The following is a 16,585-nucleotide window of genomic DNA, read 5'->3' as shown; positions in this document are numbered from 1 at the left end:
TTACATCGCTTGTAATTTCGCATACATGGTCACTAGCCACTTGGTACCATGATCATCAAAGTTAACTTGAATACGCGCCTGTGGGCCTGTGCCTTCATAGTTTAGCACTGTACCTTCACCAAACTTGCCATGCATTACACGCTGGCCGAGTTTAAAGCCTGTATCGTTAAACGTTTCTAAGCTGATGGTGTTGCTAAAACGGCCTGTGGTTTTAGGTTTGGTGACTTGGGTTTTAATACGAATCTCATCTAGGCAATCTTCAGGTAATTCGCGAATAAAACGCGACGGGCTATGAAACTTTTCTTGTCCGTATAAACGGCGGCTTTCCGCGTGACAAATATAAAGCTTTTGCATCGCGCGTGTCATGCCTACATAACACAGGCGACGCTCTTCTTCTAAACGGCCGGTTTCTTCTTGGCTTTGTTGCGATGGGAACATGCCTTCTTCAACACCTGCCATAAATACCAACGGGAACTCTAAGCCTTTGGCCGAGTGCAGTGTCATCATTTGCACTGCATCCTCATGTTCGTCTGCTTGTCCCTCACCTGATTCAAGCGCGGTGTACGCTAAAAAGCCATCAAGCGGTGAGCTAAACTCTTCTTCATCTGGCAGTTCGTATTGACTAGTAGCGTTAATTAATTCTTCTAAGTTTTCTACGCGCGCTTGGCCTTTTTCGCCTTTTTCTGCCATATACATCGCCATTAGGCCTGATGTTTGAATAGCATATTTGGTTTGTTTATCTAATGATTTATCGAGAATGTTATCTTCAATCTGATCGATCAGCTCAATAAACGAATTAACCGCATTGGCAGCACGCCCCGCTAAATGTTTTTCTGCAAGTAAGGTTTTTGCTGCGTACCAAAGTGGCAGTGATTCGCTACGTGCGCAATCACGAATTAAGCTTAATGTACGATCGCCAATGCCGCGCGTTGGGGTATTAATAATTCGCTCAAATGCCGCGTCATCATTGCGGTTATTTACAATGCGTAAGTAGCATAATGCATCTTTGATTTCTTGACGTTCGAAGAAGCGCATACCGCCATAAATACGGTAAGGAATTCGTGGTGACTGAATATTTAATTCTGATTCCAGTACACGCGACTGAGCGTTGTTGCGGTATAAAATGGCGCAGTCTTGTAGTGCATTCCCTTGTTCAAACCAAGCCTTAATTTTACTAACAATAAAGCGTGCTTCATCTAGCTCGTTGTAAGCAGCGTAAACACCAATTTGTTCACCTTGATTGCCATCAGTCCACAGCTCTTTACCCATACGCTCGGAATTATTGGCAATTAAATGGTTTGCCGCTTTTAGAATATTACCTGTTGAGCGGTAATTCTGTTCTAAGCGAATGGTTTGCGCATCAAAGTCACTAATAAACTGTTTAATATTCTCGATACGTGCGCCACGCCAACCATAAATACTTTGGTCATCATCACCCACAATCATGATCTTGTTACTTTTACCAGCAATCAACTTTAACCATTGATATTGAATAGTGTTGGTATCTTGGAATTCGTCTACCAGCATATGCGGAAAACGCTGTTGGTAGTGACGAAGTAAAGTGGGTTGATCGCGTAATAGTTCGAAACAACGCAGTAAAATTTCGGCAAAATCAACTAAACCAGCACGGTCACATGCTTCTTGGTAAGCGGTGTAAATACGCAGCATCATTTGCTCGTTAGGATCAAACGCTTGAATATGTTTAGGGCGTAAACCTTCGTCTTTTTTAGCGCCAATATACCAAGCGGCTTGTTTGGCCGGCCATTTCTTCTCGTCAATGTTCATTGCTTTCATTAAGCGACGGATCATTCTCACTTGGTCGTCAGTATCGAGAATTTGAAATGATTCTGGCAAGTTTGCTTCTTTATGGTGGGCGCGCAGAATACGATGGGATAAACCGTGGAAAGTACCAATCCACATGCCGCCAACAGACGCTTTAAGCGTTGCTTCAACACGGCTACGCATTTCTTTGGCTGCTTTGTTGGTAAAGGTTACCGCAAAAATACTGTATGGCGATGCATGTTCAACTTGCATTAACCAAGCAATTCGATGGACAAGTACGCGGGTTTTACCTGAGCCTGCGCCTGCCAGCACCATCATATTTTGCAGCGGGGCGGCAACGGCTTCGCGTTGATTGTCATTTAAACCATCTAATAATTCAGAAACGTCCATCGAAGTTAACTCTTTACCAAAATTGGCAAAAGTATAACAGGAGTTGATTTAATACCAAATAGAATACTGTTTTTATAAACAGGGGTTGTTTATCTATTGATTTTTTCGCTAGCCTTTACATTGTGAGTAGGCTGTTGGAGCTCTGAACTTTTTGTTTCTAAGTACGTTTTAACAAACGTTGCTCTTTCGCTTTCAGGTAACGTTGCAATGATATTCTCAATATGCGCTATTTTTTGTTTTTCTTGAAAGTGAGAGATAACTCTGTCACCGCTGATAAGGAAAAAGAGAATTAGCAGAGGACCCATAACAGGAAATCCATTCCGTCCTTTTAGCTTTCCGTCTACATAAAGCTTCACCCCAGTTAACCAGTTATTGGTTACGCGAACGTGATGGTCGTTTAAGTCGAATTCCCATTCTTTATACATAATGTTAGTCCTTTTTATAATGTTGTTATTTTTTAAAAACAAAGTCGTTTGTTAAGCTGGCAATCACTTTTTCAATATATCGTATTTGCTGTTTATCACGATAAATTGAAAGCGGCGTTTCACAGCCAAAGAGAGTAAAAATATTAGGCTAAAGCCCATTAAGTACATCAACGTATCCGTTTGCAAAGCCTGTTATTTACTAATAAGGCGCTGCGCCCGCAACGGTACTCGCTCATGAGAGGAGTAGACGATAAACCTGTCTGAAGCTTGGGAAAGTTGCACTGTGACTTCAAGGCTAAAAAAAGGTAATGAAGGGGTCACATCAATATCACCAATCTCGGGTAGATTTGCCCTTAAAAGTACATCATTGCTAAATAAAACACTGATATTACTAAAATCTCTTAAATCACCATCGACATACAGTTTCATGCCGTCAAAATAATGATAAGTAATGTGGATTTGGTGATGCTTGAGATTAAATTTCCATTCTTTTGTAAACATAACTGCTCCCTTATTTATTGAGTGCAGAATATGTTCTGTAATGAGCTTATTAAAGTCATTAATGATGAGAGGTTATATTACGTGATGTAAGGAAATATCGTGTACGTGATATTTCCTTAAGTTATTAAACAAGCAGGGATTTGAGCGCAAAAATATCGCTTATTTCTATGTCAGCTAAACCTTTGTAGCGGTAAGTCACAAAAGCATTTTCTAGCCACACACTATAACAGCCAGCATTGTTAGCGCCTTGTACATCTGAATCAAGGCTATCACCCGCATGTAAAATCTCGTTTTGACTTACATCTAATTGCTGGCAGGCCAAATCAAACATGTCACTTGCTGGTTTGGCTTTGCCATGGGGCCCTGCTTGTAATACTAAATCGAAGCTGTCTTTCAAATTAAATTGGCTTACATCGACATTACCATTAGTAATAGCAATCACTTTGTATTTTTTACGAAGTGCTGCGAGTAAATCGATTACTTCAGGTGCGACCTCAATATCGCTGCGTGCTTTGGCAAATGCGTTATACGCTTGTGCTGCATGAAATGCTGCATTTTCTACTTTGAGAGTTTCTAACCCCCACAATAATGCCTTTTGGCGCCAAAGTGTGACATCGTTGATGATCTCTGGGTTTTCAAGTGCATAACCGTTTCGGCACGTGCGCCAAAAGTCGCCATCTTGCGCCGCCCACTCTGGAATTGCAGCAAGGTAATCTTGTTGTGCTTTAATGGCATTTTTAATGATAGGGCGGTTGTCGTAAAGGGTATCGTCTAAATCAAAACAAATCACTTTTACGGCAGAAATCGCTCGGTTAAATCGTATCATATTACTTCTTTTTTGCCCTTGGGTGTGTGTTGTCGTATACCTTTGCAAGGTGTTGAAAATCTAAGTGCGTATATACTTGGGTGGTTGATAAATTACTATGACCAAGCAACTCCTGCACTGCACGTAAATCGCCGCTCGATTCTAAAATATGTGAAGCAAAGCTATGGCGTAATTTGTGCGGATGTACATTGGCACTTAGACCTTGTTCAATACCCCATTTCTTCATACGCGCACGAATTTGACGAATCGACAAGCGGCGTTTTTGTTTACTAGTAAATAAAGCGAGTTCGTCGGGATTAGTAAACTCTGCACGTACTTTAAGCCACTCTTTTACTGCGCTAATGGCTTTTCGCCCTACGGGAATAACCCGCTCCTTACCACCTTTACCTAATACGGTTAGAAGGCCATTAAAGATCGCGCTCTTATCCGTTAAATTAAGGCTAGCCAGCTCAGATAGACGCAGCCCTGATGAATACATTAATTCCATCATGGCTTTGTCGCGAATTGCTAAGTTATCTTCCGGCACAATTTCAAGTAGTTGATTTACTTGGTCAACATCGAGGTTTTTGGGTAGCGGCTTAGTGAATTTTGGCCCCTTAACAAGCTCTACCGGATTCGCTTTGGCAAGCCCCTTTCTAATTAAAAACTTATAAAAGCTACGCAAGCACGATAGGTGTAAATTAATGGTTCTAGCCGATAATTCGCGGCTTTTCAACTTCGCTAGCAAGCCTTTTACATTCTCAACTTCAATTGCTTGCCAGTTAGCAACAAATTGCGAAAAATAGTGTGCTGATGTTTCTAAATGACGCAGGTAAGCATCGATGGTGGCTGTTGAATAGTGTTTCTCATTGCGCGCAAAAGCGATGTATAAATCTATACTCTGCTGCCAGCTTGCGCTTAGCGGTTGTTGCTCATTCATAACTGAGACAGTTTGATATCTAAGGCTTGAATAAATTCTAAAACAAATACACTGTTTTGTTCTGGGTGATAGTGTGTTTCATCGCTGCTGGCGAAGGCTAATATGGCTGTTGGCGTACTTTTATCGCCAACCAAATACACAGCTACCGAGCCAACTGTTTTTTGAAATAGCAGCATTTGCTCATCTTGACTCAAACGTCCTAAAAAGCTGGTTTGTACGCTAAAGCGTTGATCGAGCAGCGTTTGGTGCGTATCGGGATTTACAGGTATTAATTGGCAATCAAGTAAATTAAATCCTTTGCACAAGGTTTGTGTTAACTTTTCTTGTAGTGCTTCTAGCGTATCGGTTTTAAGTAGCAGTCGATGACATTGATTGAACACTTTAAAAATGTGTTCGTTATTGGTTGCGTTATCGATTAAATGAGAGAGTTTATCGGTTAATTCTCGATTTTTATTTTGCAATAAATTTTGTTGACGCTTAACAAGGCTGGTGGTGCCGTTTGGTTCGTCGTAAATGGATAAACGCGCAAGTAGTTCGGGGTGCTTTTGTAAAAAGTCACGGTTTTGTTCTAAATAATCGACAACTTGGCGTTCATCTAATTCATTCATATCGCGATTTGACCATCAAACACATGTTCTGCAGGGCCGGTCATTTTTACTGGGTGACCGTCGCCTTGCCAATTTATTGTTAATTCGCCACCAGGTAATTCAACCTTAACTTGATTGGCGAGTTTCTTTTGTAAAATACCAACCACAACAGCAGCACAAGCACCGCTACCACAGGCAAGTGTTTCACCTGCGCCACGCTCCCATACGCGCAGTTTGATATGCTCTGGCGAGATTATTTGCATAAAACCAATGTTGGCCTTTTTAGGAAAGCGCTCATGGCTTTCAAGTAGCGGGCCTAACTCGGTAATTTGATCAGAGTTGATATCGTCTACTTCAAGTACGCAGTGCGGGTTGCCCATAGAGACAACGCCACAAAATATTGTATGTTCGCCTTCACGGATAATATACGTTGTTTCGCGCTTAGTCGCTTTAAACGGCACTTTTGCTGGGTCAAATTTAGGGTGGCCCATATTTACGCGCACTTTGCCGTCTTTCTCATTGTGTAGGGTAATATTGCCAGACTTTGTCGAGACCTGAATGCGATGGCGGTTGGTTAACCCTTTCATACGCACAAAGCGAGCAAAACAGCGTGCGCCATTCCCGCATTGTTCAACTTCATAGCCATCCGCATTAAAAATTCGGTAATGAAAATCCAAATCAGGATCGTACGGCGCTTCAACCATTAGTAATTGGTCAAAGCCAATACCGAAGTTGCGATCCGCTAACTTACGAATTTGGTCTTTTGAAATAAAAACATTTTGCGTGACGTTATCAATAACCATAAAGTCATTGCCTAAGCCATGCATTTTAGAAAAATTTACTAGCATATATATAAACTATGATTGTGCTTAAGGCAGTGTACACTCGTTTCGGTATAGGTCGTCAATAGTTTCGCGTTGGCGAATTACATGAACTTGGTCGTTATCTACCATTATTTCGGCTACGCGCGGACGTGAATTGTAGTTTGAGCTCATGGTAAAACCATACGCTCCGGCACTGCGCACGGCAATTAAATCGCCCGCTTCAATGCACAAATCGCGGTCTTTACCTAAAAAGTCACCGGTTTCACATACCGGGCCAACAATATCGTAATTTTCGGTTTTACCTTGTCGTGGCTTTACTGCAATAATATTTTGCCAAGCCTGATAAAGCGATGGGCGCAGTAAATCATTCATGCCTGCATCAACAATTGCAAAGTGTTTACCTTGGTTTTGTTTTAGATATTCAACATTGGTGACTAAAATGCCGGCATTAGCTGCAATAGCGCGGCCAGGTTCAAAAATTAGCTCAACATCGGGTAACTCTGCTAAGCATTCGGTGATTTTACTAACGTACTGACTTGGGTGTGGAGGTGCTTCTTGGGCATATGGCACACCTAAACCACCGCCAACGTCAACATGGCTTAGTTTGATATTATGAGATGCAAGTTCTTTTACGAGCGCGATTACTTTTTTAAGTGCCGCAATAAAAGGTTCAACTTCGGTAAGCTGTGAGCCAATATGAAAATCAATACCCTTGATATCTAAGTTAGGTAAGCTTGCCGCTTTCTTATACACATCAACCGCAATTTTAATATCTATGCCGAATTTATTTTCTTTCAAACCGGTAGAAATATAAGGGTGCGTTTTAGCATCGATATCTGGGTTTACACGAATAGATATAGGCGCATTTACGTTTAACTCAGCTGCAACTTGCGAGATGCGCTCAAGCTCAGCTTCTGATTCAACATTAAAGCACTTGATATTGTGCTCTAGAGCAAAGGCAATTTCGTCATGTGTTTTAGCAACACCTGAAAATACCACTTTACTGGTATCGCCACCGGCTGCAATTACTCGTGCCAGTTCACCTTTAGAAACAATATCAAAACCAGAACCAAGACGCGCCAATACGTTTAAAATAGCGAGGTTTGAATTAGCTTTTACGGCATAGCATACAAGGTGATTATGGTGATTGGCCGCGTCGCAAAATGCCTTATAGTGGCGTTCTAATGTAGCACGCGAGTATACATAACAAGGCGTACCATATTGTTTGGCAATATCTTCAACCTTTACTTGCTCTGCAAACAGTTCGTTATCGTTATAGTTAAAATAGTCCATTACTGCTGCTCCTTCTGCTCTTTATCAGCGTCGGTTTGCTGCTTTGGTTGATTTGATTCCACTTGATCTTGCTCGGCAAGATATAAAGGACCTTTTTGACCGCAACCAGCTAAAATGAGCAATGATACACTCATAAATACTGAAACTAATTTCTTACATTTAACCATATCGTCTGTTTATAAAACTTATTACTGACAAGTGAATGCCACGGTTGGTATTATTGAATAGAGATTATCAGAAAAAAGCGCAAAAACGCAGGATATTGACGTTTTTTCTTATGCTTTATTGGCATCAAAAAATCAATTTGGAAATTTAGCTATGACAGACCAAGAATACCATCAGTTAATCGATGATTTGTTTATTAACTTAGAAGAGCAAGTTGATGCCTGCGAGGTCGACTTAGACTATGAATCTGCCTCGGGAATTTTAGAAATTATTTTTCCAGATAACAGTAAGATCATCCTTAATAAACAAGCGCCTTTACAGCAGTTGTGGGTAGCAACTAAGTTTAATGGTCACCATTTTGAACGTCATGGCGATAAATGGATTGATAACCGTAGTGGCTCTGAGTTCTGGCAATTTATGAATGATGCTGCGAGCAAACAAGCGGGTACAAGCATTACATGGGAAGCTGAATAAATGAGTTTAGACGCAGTTATTATTGAGCCACAATCAAGTCACAAAGCAACGGTAATTTGGTTGCATGGTTTAGGTGACTCAGGTGATGGCTTTGCACCTATCGTACCGGAAATTAATTTACCTGTAGAACTGGGTGTAAAATTTATTTTTCCACACGCTCCAATTCAACCAGTCACCATAAATGGTGGTATGGCGATGCGTTCATGGTATGACATTAAATCTCTTGATCTAGATAAACGCGCCGACGAGCAAGGTGTGCAACAATCTGCTGCGGCAGTGCAACAATTAATTGATGCTGAAATCGACAATGGTATTGCGCCTAGCAATATTATTTTGGCGGGTTTTTCGCAAGGTGGCGTTGTGTCATTGTATTTAGCACCTCGCTTACCATATCAGTTGGCGGGTGTTATGGCGCTTTCTACCTATATGTGTGAGCCTGCTAAACTTAAACTCGAAAAGCAGCAAGCAAGCTTAAATGTATTTATGGCTCATGGCAGTTTTGACGACGTGGTACCAACAGGCGCAGGAAAAGCAGCATATCAAACATTACTTGAATTGGGTTATGAAGTTAGTTGGCAGGAATACCCAATGACACACCAAGTGTGTTTAGAGGAAATTAAGGCGATCCGTACTTGGTTGGTTTCGCGCTTAAACTAGGAAGGAATAGTGGCACAAAAGATAAAAATTACGGCGACATTGGCAAATAAGCAAAACCAATCCGCGCAAAATGCACAACCGAGCGAAGTTGAGTACCAATGGCGCTGGGCGCGTGTTTTTGCGGCGCTGTTGCTGGTGGTAGTCGTATTAGTTTTGGCAACTATGTACTTATTTCCAAATACGAAAAATCCAAAAGAAACGAGTCAATCATTAACAAAAGCCAGTGTGCAACAAGGCAGCTCAACCGTTGTGAAAACGATAACATCGGCTGTAAATAATGCTAAAAATACTGATAATGAAACCGAAAAGGTTGGTTTAAGCCAATCTTCGCTAGCTGAATTACCAATTGAGAAAGCTTCTGTCACTCAACCTGCGATTGAACAGCGAGTCGAGCTAGAGCCTAGCAATCCTACAGGTGTTGATAACAGTGAAGCGGTTGTTAGTGAAAGCGTGACGAATAATAGTCTGTCAAAAACAGCCGAAAATAACGATGAGTTTTTAGAGCAGACTGTGAGCGTCGATATTGAACAGCACGCAAACGAAAACAGTAATGGCGACTTAGCAGACATTGCACTTGGCGCAAAAATGAATACCCAAAGTGTAACGCGCGCATTGTTATCGCGTGATATTAAAGCGCGAGAGCCAGTTGATATTATTGGTGAACGAATCGCAAGGGCGAGCTTTACCAAAAAGTTGTACTTCTTTACTGAAGTAAACGGCTTAAAAGGTAAAGTGGTACGCCACAAGTGGTATTTTCAAGATCAACTGCAAGCGGATGTTGAGCTTTCAATATTTGCAGAGCGATACCGTACCTATTCATCAAAAAATATAGCGGCACTGCAATTAGGCGAGTGGCGTGTAGAATTAATTGCCGACGGAAAAACGTTGGCGAGCAAGCAATTTAAAGTAACTGACCAGTAGCGAGTCAGTGTAGGAAAATTATGTCTCAAGATAATCCAATTATTCGTATTGCAACGCGCAAAAGCGCATTGGCTCTTTGGCAAGCAGAGTTTGTAAAAGCTGAACTGGAAAAGCACCATGCTAATTTAACGGTTGAGCTTGTGCCTATGTCGACTCAAGGCGATAAAATTTTAGACACGCCACTGGCGAAAATCGGTGGTAAAGGCCTATTTGTTAAAGAGCTTGAAGTCGCTATGATGGAAGGTCGCGCAGATATTGCCGTCCATTCAATGAAAGACGTTCCGGTTGAATTCCCTGATGGACTAGAACTACACACAATTTGTGAGCGTGAAGATCCGCGAGATGCATTTGTATCAAACAACTTCAAGTCGCTGGCTGATTTGCCTCAAGGAGCAATTGTTGGCACATCGAGCCTACGTCGTCAGTGTCAGTTAAAAGCGGCGCGTCCTGATCTCGAAATTAGAGATTTACGCGGTAACGTAAATACGCGTTTAGCAAAACTAGATGCCGGTGAATACGATGCAATTATTCTAGCCGCTGCTGGTCTTATTCGTTTAGAAATGCCACAGCGCATTGCTGATTTTATTACTGCTGAAGATTCATTACCTGCAAATGGTCAAGGGGCGGTAGGTATTGAGTGTCGTAGCGATGACGAAACAACTAAAGCGTTGCTTGCGCCACTTGAGCACACAGAAACGCGCTATCGTGTATTGGCAGAGCGCGCAATGAATCGTAAGTTACAAGGTGGTTGCCAAGTTCCGATTGGTGCATTTGCAACTGTTGAAGGTGAAACTCTGACACTGCGCGGTTTAGTAGGTGCGTTAGATGGCTCGGTAATTTTGCAGCATACACTGGCAGGTAATGTGGCAAATGCAGAACAAATCGGCGAGCAAGTAGCTGATAACTTATTATCGCAAGGTGCTGATAAAATTCTTGCTGAAGTTTACGGTAACTAACAAGGAGTGCATGTGACACATATCTTACTCACACGGCCAGAGGAAAAGAGCCAACAATTAGCTGAGCGCCTATCAAATATGGCGATTAAAAGCACCATTCAACCATTACTGGCGCTTGAAGCAATTGCAGTGAGTGAACAGCAACTTGCTATGCTTGAAAGCGCCGATATTGTGCTTTTTGTGTCACAAGATGCCGCACGTTTTTTACATGCGTTAAAACCTGAACTAGCAAAACACAGCCACTGTTTAGCTGTTGGTAAAAGTACCGCTGAAACGGTAACCGAACTGTTTAACAAGTCGTGTGCTAGCCCGCTGGTTGAAACCAGCGAAGGTTTGCTTGCCATGCCAGAGCTCAACAATGTCGCAAGTAAACAAATTGTATTGGTAAAAGGCAAAGGTGGGCGTAATAAGTTAGCGCAAGAATTGAAAGCGCGCGAAGCGATTTTTCAGCCGCTAGCCGTTTACCAGCGTTTGGCGAATGCTAATTTAAATGACGCAATGGCGGCTAATTGGCAAGCGAATGGTATAGATGCCGTTGTCTTAACGAGCAATGCAAGTATCGATAGCTTTTTAGCAATAGCGACAAATAAAACCTGGTTATCGCAGCTAACCGTTTACTTGGTAAGTGAGCGCTGCGTTAACTACTTGCAAGAAAAAGCCAATGTAAAACACATTATTAATTGCCAAGGTGCTGATAATGATAGCATTATCAATGCCATTGCAGGTCAACATAAACATCAACAGAGTCACGCTATGGAACAAGAAAAAGACATAACGGCAAAGAGTACGATTAGCGAAAAGCCAATAAGTAAGGCGCAAACTACGAGCAATAGCGCTTCAAAACCAGCCGTGGCAAAGCAATCAGGTTCAGGCAAGGCAATTGCTGTTGTTGCGTTGTTGGTATCACTTACTGCGGTTGGTGGATTAGGGTACGGCTATACCTTATTTCAACAACAGAAAAATTTTCTCGTTAAGTTAAATAACGAAAACAACACGCTCGCTGAACAGATTGCCCAAGTTAATACACAGGCGCTGGCATTAAAAAATCAAAATCAACAATTGCAAAGTGCGTTATCGGCTCAGGTATCTGAGGCAGAGCTTGCGCTTAATGAAAAAATTGCCCAGCAGTTACACGCGGCTAACCAACAAACACCAGAGCTAAATCGTGAAGAAGTGAAAAGCCTTTACCGCATGGCCGAATTTAAGGCGCTGGTGCAAAATGATTACCTAGGCGCCGCGGCAATGCTGGCACGTTTAGATGTACTGCTTGAAAACTTCCCGGGTACTCAGCAAGCTAGAGCGGCACTACATCAAGATATTCAAGCATTACAAGCGGTACAAACGGCTGATGTTGAAGGTTTATATTTAAAGCTGTCTGGGTTAATCGCCAATCTTGATGAGCTACCGCTTAATATGGTGGTGCTACCGGAAGAAGCTGATAAAGTTGATCCGCAGGCGCTTTCAAATAATGTGGATGATTGGCAGTCAAACTTAAAACGCAGTTGGGACTTGCTGGTGGATGACTTTATTAAAGTGCGCAAACGCACAGCGCCGATAGAGCCGTTATTAAGCCAAGAAGAGCAAGCGTTGATCCGACATCAATTACGTTTTTATATGGCACAAGCACAAACTGCGCTTACAAAGCAGCAGCCAGCTATTTTCTCTACGGCACTGCAACAAGCACAAAACGTAGTTAACAATTATTATGATGTGCAAGCTGCGAATGTAAAATACCTTAATAATCAATTGAGTGAATTACATGCTAGGCCTCTTGTGTTCACACCAGAGATTACCTTTAACTCTGCAGCTGCAATTAAGGAGCTACTATGAGCAAGGCAATTATCACGGTTGTTATTGCATTAGTTGTACTTGCACTCGCGCCAGTGGCTATAGGTGAAAAAGGTTATGTGCTAATTGCTTTTAACGACTACACCATTGAAGGCACGATCACCGCATTTGTAATTGCCATTATTTTACTAGCGGCGTTTAGTTTTGTGATTTATAAAGTGCTGCGTTATGTCTTATCACTGTATGGCATTACTCGTTTTAAATGGGCATCGCGCGCCGATAAACGCAAATTAAGTAATTTAAAAACAGGCGTTTGGCAGTTTATAAATCGTGATTTTACTGGCGCACAGCAAAGTCTTGCAAAAGCCCATGTACCAGCAGGTTGGGAAAGCATTGCACAAGCCATTTCAGCACGAGCCGCGTTAGAAAGTGGTAATAAAGCGGATGCACGACTATATCTTGAAAAAGTTGCGCAGCAAGACGCATCAAATATTGCGCAAATGCTGGTGGAAAGTGAGCAAGCTGAGCTTGCCAAAGAAAGCATGGAGCAAATAACTAAGAACAAAAAAGCGACTAACTTAGAGCTGGCTAATTTTGCCGAGTACTTAGTAGCCCAGCAAGATTGGTCAACGCTTAATGATCAGCTAAGTCGTTTTGAGAAAAAACATGCGCTAAGTGACGAGCAATGGCAACAGTTATTTGAACGTTATTTTGCAGCGTTAGACTTAAATGCATTAAACAGTGCTTACGGTAATTTACCGAAGAAACTCAAAGAAAAAGCAGAGTTTCATTACCTGACTAATCTTGCCTCATTTTCCCCAGAGCAAACCGATAAGTGTTTATTAAAACTAGCTAAGGGTGATAAATACCGCGAGATTTGGCAAATCCTCAGTAAGTGCAACAATACTAAATTATTTGACACACAAAAGTTTATCCAAAGCCGATTAAAGAAAATACCGGAAGATGAGACACTATTGCTAACGCTGGCTTACATCGCTAAAGCGCAAGGTGATTTTGAGCTTGCCTGTAAGGTATTTAATAAAGTTTTAAGCAAAGGAAATGCAAACAAGCATTGGCGTGTTGCGGCTGAGTGTTTTAATCAAACAGGGCAACTTGATAAAGCAATTTCGCTCTATCAAACCTATGCTTAGTATTTTCGAAAATATTTATTCTTTATTTAAAAGCGCCGATTGGCGCTTTTTTTATATTTGCACGAATAAGGACCTATGTCCTAAGCAATCCTTGCTTTTATAGCTAAACTACGTAGAATCCGCGCAATTTTAAATTTTTAAGGGTCAAGCCATGATCGATTCAACTCTTCCTCTTCTTGATTTACACCGTCACCTTGATGGAAATGTTCGCTCAGAAACCATTTTAGATCTTGGCCTAAAATTTAATATGGATTTGCCAGCAAGCGATGTTGAGTCGCTGCGCCCACATGTACAAGTAATTGAAAATGAGCCCGATTTACTTGGCTTTTTACAAAAACTGGACTGGGGCGTAAAAGTGCTGGGCGATTTAGATGCATGTCATCGCATTGCCTATGAAAATATGTTTGATGCTAAAGGGCAGGGGCTTGATTACGTTGAGCTGCGTTTTAGCCCATTTTATATGGCGCAAACCCACAGCCTGAATATTGCAGACGTAGTTGCCGCAGTTATTGACGGCGTAAAAGCGGGTAGCCGCGAGACGGGCGTTCAAGCAAATTTGATTGGTATTTTATCGCGCACCTTTGGTGTTGAAGCATGCCAAGCGGAACTTGATGGCTTACTGGCGCACAAAAATGAGCTTATCGCACTCGATTTAGCGGGTGACGAGCTTGGCTTCCCAGGTAACTTATTTGAAGGCCACTTTAAACAAGCACGCGATGCGGGTTTACAGATTACCACCCATGCAGGTGAAGCCGCTGGCAGCGAAAGCATTTGGCATGCAATTAAAGAACTTGGTGCAACACGTATTGGCCATGGCGTAAAAGCAATAGAAGATGGCGCACTGATGGATTACCTACGCGATCACCAAATTGGTGTGGAATCGTGCTTAACCAGCAATATTCAAACGAGTACAGTTGCATCAATGGCAACCCACCCACTAAAGCAGTTTTTAGCACACGGTATTTTAGCCACCATTAATACTGATGACCCAAGTGTAAGCAATATTGAAATTCGCCATGAATTTGATGTCGCTGCACCACAAGCAGGTTTAACACAGGCAGAAATCACGCAAGCACAAAAGAATGCATTACAAATTGCGTTTTTAAGTGATAGCGAGCGTAAAGTGTTAATGGGGAAATACGCGTAATTTCACTGATATTTTCAGTAGTATTTGATTTCGTCGCATTGACGATAGCAGTAAAAAGGAGCTAAGAAGCTCCTTTTTTGTTTATTTGCGCTAACACATCCTTGTAAATATCCATCGTATTGTACCTCCCTGTAAATATCATACGCCATCCATGGCATACTCTTGTTCATTTTTGTTACACGACAAAAACGAACCAAAAAGCGTGCTCCAAAATCAAACTGATTCTTAAAACATAATTTAAATGTGAACATAAACGCTATGAATCGGCATCCATGCCTCAGCATAGCTTGCTCGACCGCTTCGCTCTCTGTCTCGCATTATTCATTTAAATTATGGTTTCAGGTTTGATTTAAAGGGGGAATTTTCCTTAGCAGCAGCCTTTAAGGTCACTATTGAGCGGGCATTGAATAATTACATCAGATCCATTTAGGAATAAATACTGCACCCTTAATAGTATTGACAGGTAAGTTGCCTTTTTCGATACCTTGAAAAATGGAAAATTTCGAATAACTATCTGACTAATAACAATTAATCATAAGTGTTAATAAATTGAATTCGAAGATAAACAAGCGATTATGCAACACAAACTGCATGTCGCATAAATACTAAAATGTTAGCATCATTATTACGGTCGTTCTAAAGGAATTAGTATGAATAATATTGGCAAGGTATATTTCAAAAGCAAAGCTATTGGAAGATTGTCGTCACAAAGTTTAAATGAACTAAAACAGACCCTTAGCGATATAGAGGTTGCCAAGAAAAAATTAAAGAGTGAGATTGGATCTGAAACCCATGCATTGAACAGAATGAAATCCGGACTTTCTTGGATTAACTGGTTTCCCTTGAAACTATTCTTAAAAGACCAAATTGAGGTAAAGAAAAGCGCTATAAATGACATTATCAAAGCCATAGGTCAACTCGAAGAAGAGTATGATAGGCATAAGTTAGGACTTGAAATTTCATTACCAGATCACCTTGATGCCGCTTTTGGCACTTTGGATGATAGATTCTCTGAAGCGCTTACCTCTGAAAAAATTTGGGATGTAACAACATCGCAAATGATTGATAATGTTGCGGAGAGAACTACAGCAAATAGTGTTATTGAACGCAAAACTGTTAGCCTGAAAAGATCGCACAACCCCAAGATTCAATGCGACTACAAAGCACTTCACTTTGAAAATGCAAATGGAGGAGATTTACATTTATTTCCTCAGTTCTTACTTGTGGAAAAAGAAGATGATTTTGCATTGATTGATTTGTTAGAGGTTGACGTTAACTTTATGCTCTCTAACTTCATTGAAAGCGAAGATGTGCCCAATGACGCTGACATTATTGATTACACCTGGGCTAAATCAAATAAAGACGGTAGCCGAGATAAGCGCTTTGCTGATAATTATCAGCTCCCTGTTGTGCAATATGGTGAGCTGCACTTAAGCTCAGGTTCAGGTCTTAACGAAGTTTACATGCTCAGTAATCCAGAATCTGCATTTGGCTTTAAAGATATGTTTGATGAATACAAAGAGGCCTTGGCGAGCATATAATGCTAACAAACGCATCAAGTCGCCGCTGGGACACCAAAACTTAAGCGGGCATTAGCTCCGCCTGAATTTAGCTCTTTTTTGGACTTGAAATCTGTTTTAAAAGTTCACTCCCTCACCCATTAATCAAATCTGAAAATACAATTTAAATGAATAATGCGAGACAGGGAGCGAAGCGGTCGATCAAGCCATGTAGGCATGGGTGAATAGCGTCTTGAGACGAACGAAGTTCGGCTAGCTA

17 protein-coding genes are annotated in these 16,585 nt (G+C 41.4%); 8 read left to right on the top strand and 9 right to left on the bottom strand.

The genetic code is table 11. The annotated features are described in order from the left end of the window. From uvrD to lptM, 9 genes are all read right to left on the bottom strand, one after another. The gene (gene uvrD / locus AC2IOM_RS04120; RefSeq protein ID WP_486359197.1) at window positions 1–2,172 is read right to left on the bottom strand and encodes a DNA helicase II; all 2,172 of its coding nucleotides are present in this window, start codon (window positions 2,170–2,172) and stop codon (window positions 1–3) included. Window positions 2,173–2,261: 89 nt separating this feature from the next. Beyond that, complete coding sequence (locus tag AC2IOM_RS04115) at window positions 2,262–2,597, bottom strand: hypothetical protein (RefSeq protein ID WP_475146870.1); 336 nt, start codon at window positions 2,595–2,597, stop codon at window positions 2,262–2,264. Between the two features lie 192 nt (window positions 2,598–2,789). Then, entirely contained in the window at window positions 2,790–3,098 is a 309-nt protein-coding gene (locus AC2IOM_RS04110; protein WP_486359196.1) for a hypothetical protein, read from the bottom strand. A gap of 124 nt (window positions 3,099–3,222) precedes the next feature. After that, window positions 3,223–3,924 (bottom strand): HAD-IA family hydrolase, encoded by a 702-nt coding sequence (locus tag AC2IOM_RS04105; RefSeq protein WP_486359195.1) that lies wholly within the window; start codon window positions 3,922–3,924, stop codon window positions 3,223–3,225. Between the two features lies 1 nt (window position 3,925). Continuing rightward, complete coding sequence (gene xerC, locus AC2IOM_RS04100; RefSeq protein WP_486359194.1) at window positions 3,926–4,843, bottom strand: tyrosine recombinase XerC; 918 nt, start codon at window positions 4,841–4,843, stop codon at window positions 3,926–3,928. Next, on the bottom strand, window positions 4,840–5,451 hold the full coding sequence (locus tag AC2IOM_RS04095) for a DUF484 family protein (protein WP_486359193.1): 612 nt from the start codon (window positions 5,449–5,451) through the stop codon (window positions 4,840–4,842). Before AC2IOM_RS04095 ends, xerC begins: the two co-directional genes overlap by 4 nt. Then, window positions 5,448–6,278, bottom strand: coding sequence for a diaminopimelate epimerase (gene dapF, locus AC2IOM_RS04090; RefSeq protein ID WP_100914080.1), 831 nt, complete (start codon window positions 6,276–6,278; stop codon window positions 5,448–5,450). Before dapF ends, AC2IOM_RS04095 begins: the two co-directional genes overlap by 4 nt. Before the next feature lie 21 nt (window positions 6,279–6,299). Continuing rightward, window positions 6,300–7,547, bottom strand: a complete 1,248-nt coding sequence (lysA, locus tag AC2IOM_RS04085) for a diaminopimelate decarboxylase (RefSeq protein WP_486359192.1) — start codon at window positions 7,545–7,547, stop codon at window positions 6,300–6,302. Continuing rightward, window positions 7,547–7,714 carry an LPS translocon maturation chaperone LptM gene (gene lptM, locus AC2IOM_RS04080; protein WP_082428650.1) on the bottom strand — a complete coding sequence of 56 codons (168 nt, stop codon included), beginning with the start codon at window positions 7,712–7,714 and terminating at the stop codon, window positions 7,547–7,549. Before lptM ends, lysA begins: the two co-directional genes overlap by 1 nt. 151 nt (window positions 7,715–7,865) lie before the next feature. Here lptM and cyaY point away from each other — a divergent pair, with 151 nt between their 5' ends. The 8 genes from cyaY to AC2IOM_RS04040 all read left to right on the top strand — a co-directional run bounded on the left by cyaY (window position 7,866) and on the right by AC2IOM_RS04040 (window position 16,347). After that, window positions 7,866–8,186 carry an iron donor protein CyaY gene (gene cyaY, locus AC2IOM_RS04075; RefSeq protein WP_100914077.1) on the top strand — a complete coding sequence of 107 codons (321 nt, stop codon included), beginning with the start codon at window positions 7,866–7,868 and terminating at the stop codon, window positions 8,184–8,186. Continuing rightward, window positions 8,187–8,843, top strand: coding sequence for an alpha/beta hydrolase (locus tag AC2IOM_RS04070; protein WP_486359191.1), 657 nt, complete (start codon window positions 8,187–8,189; stop codon window positions 8,841–8,843). A gap of 9 nt (window positions 8,844–8,852) precedes the next feature. Further along, the gene (locus tag AC2IOM_RS04065) at window positions 8,853–9,764 is read left to right on the top strand and encodes a DUF2914 domain-containing protein (RefSeq protein WP_486359190.1); all 912 of its coding nucleotides are present in this window, start codon (window positions 8,853–8,855) and stop codon (window positions 9,762–9,764) included. Window positions 9,765–9,784: 20 nt separating this feature from the next. Beyond that, window positions 9,785–10,720: a hydroxymethylbilane synthase gene (gene hemC / locus AC2IOM_RS04060; RefSeq protein ID WP_486359189.1), complete on the top strand. Its 936-nt coding sequence runs from the start codon at window positions 9,785–9,787 to the stop codon at window positions 10,718–10,720. A 12-nt stretch (window positions 10,721–10,732) separates the two neighbouring features. Further along, a complete protein-coding gene (locus AC2IOM_RS04055; protein WP_486359188.1) occupies window positions 10,733–12,550 on the top strand; it encodes a uroporphyrinogen-III C-methyltransferase in 1,818 nt (605 codons plus the stop codon). Then, complete coding sequence (locus AC2IOM_RS04050) at window positions 12,547–13,659, top strand: heme biosynthesis HemY N-terminal domain-containing protein (RefSeq protein WP_486359187.1); 1,113 nt, start codon at window positions 12,547–12,549, stop codon at window positions 13,657–13,659. The genes AC2IOM_RS04055 and AC2IOM_RS04050 overlap by 4 nt, the downstream gene beginning before the upstream one ends. Window positions 13,660–13,810: 151 nt before the next feature. Next, entirely contained in the window at window positions 13,811–14,806 is a 996-nt protein-coding gene (gene add / locus AC2IOM_RS04045) for an adenosine deaminase (RefSeq protein WP_486359186.1), read from the top strand. 650 nt (window positions 14,807–15,456) lie between these two features. Then, on the top strand, window positions 15,457–16,347 hold the full coding sequence (locus AC2IOM_RS04040) for a hypothetical protein (RefSeq protein ID WP_486359185.1): 891 nt from the start codon (window positions 15,457–15,459) through the stop codon (window positions 16,345–16,347). Window positions 16,348–16,585 lie beyond the last annotated feature (238 nt).

Source organism: Pseudoalteromonas sp. NS-SX12, assembly GCF_057367955.1.
This window is presented reverse-complemented; position numbering and strand designations above follow the sequence as displayed.

What these genes read in the sequence shown, in the direction of transcription:
- uvrD (WP_486359197.1), bottom strand. Translation starts at nt 2,172, where the DNA reads ATGGACGTTTCTGAATTATTAGATGGTTTAAATGACAATCAACGCGAA.
- AC2IOM_RS04115 (WP_475146870.1), bottom strand. Translation starts at nt 2,597, where the DNA reads ATGTATAAAGAATGGGAATTCGACTTAAACGACCATCACGTTCGCGTA.
- AC2IOM_RS04110 (WP_486359196.1), bottom strand. Translation starts at nt 3,098, where the DNA reads ATGTTTACAAAAGAATGGAAATTTAATCTCAAGCATCACCAAATCCAC.
- AC2IOM_RS04105 (WP_486359195.1), bottom strand. Translation starts at nt 3,924, where the DNA reads ATGATACGATTTAACCGAGCGATTTCTGCCGTAAAAGTGATTTGTTTT.
- xerC (WP_486359194.1), bottom strand. Translation starts at nt 4,843, where the DNA reads ATGAATGAGCAACAACCGCTAAGCGCAAGCTGGCAGCAGAGTATAGAT.
- AC2IOM_RS04095 (WP_486359193.1), bottom strand. Translation starts at nt 5,451, where the DNA reads ATGAATGAATTAGATGAACGCCAAGTTGTCGATTATTTAGAACAAAAC.
- dapF (WP_100914080.1), bottom strand. Translation starts at nt 6,278, where the DNA reads ATGCTAGTAAATTTTTCTAAAATGCATGGCTTAGGCAATGACTTTATG.
- lysA (WP_486359192.1), bottom strand. Translation starts at nt 7,547, where the DNA reads ATGGACTATTTTAACTATAACGATAACGAACTGTTTGCAGAGCAAGTA.
- lptM (WP_082428650.1), bottom strand. Translation starts at nt 7,714, where the DNA reads ATGGTTAAATGTAAGAAATTAGTTTCAGTATTTATGAGTGTATCATTG.
- cyaY (WP_100914077.1), top strand. Translation starts at nt 7,866, where the DNA reads ATGACAGACCAAGAATACCATCAGTTAATCGATGATTTGTTTATTAAC.
- AC2IOM_RS04070 (WP_486359191.1), top strand. Translation starts at nt 8,187, where the DNA reads ATGAGTTTAGACGCAGTTATTATTGAGCCACAATCAAGTCACAAAGCA.
- hemC (WP_486359189.1), top strand. Translation starts at nt 9,785, where the DNA reads ATGTCTCAAGATAATCCAATTATTCGTATTGCAACGCGCAAAAGCGCA.
- AC2IOM_RS04050 (WP_486359187.1), top strand. Translation starts at nt 12,547, where the DNA reads ATGAGCAAGGCAATTATCACGGTTGTTATTGCATTAGTTGTACTTGCA.
- add (WP_486359186.1), top strand. Translation starts at nt 13,811, where the DNA reads ATGATCGATTCAACTCTTCCTCTTCTTGATTTACACCGTCACCTTGAT.
- AC2IOM_RS04040 (WP_486359185.1), top strand. Translation starts at nt 15,457, where the DNA reads ATGAATAATATTGGCAAGGTATATTTCAAAAGCAAAGCTATTGGAAGA.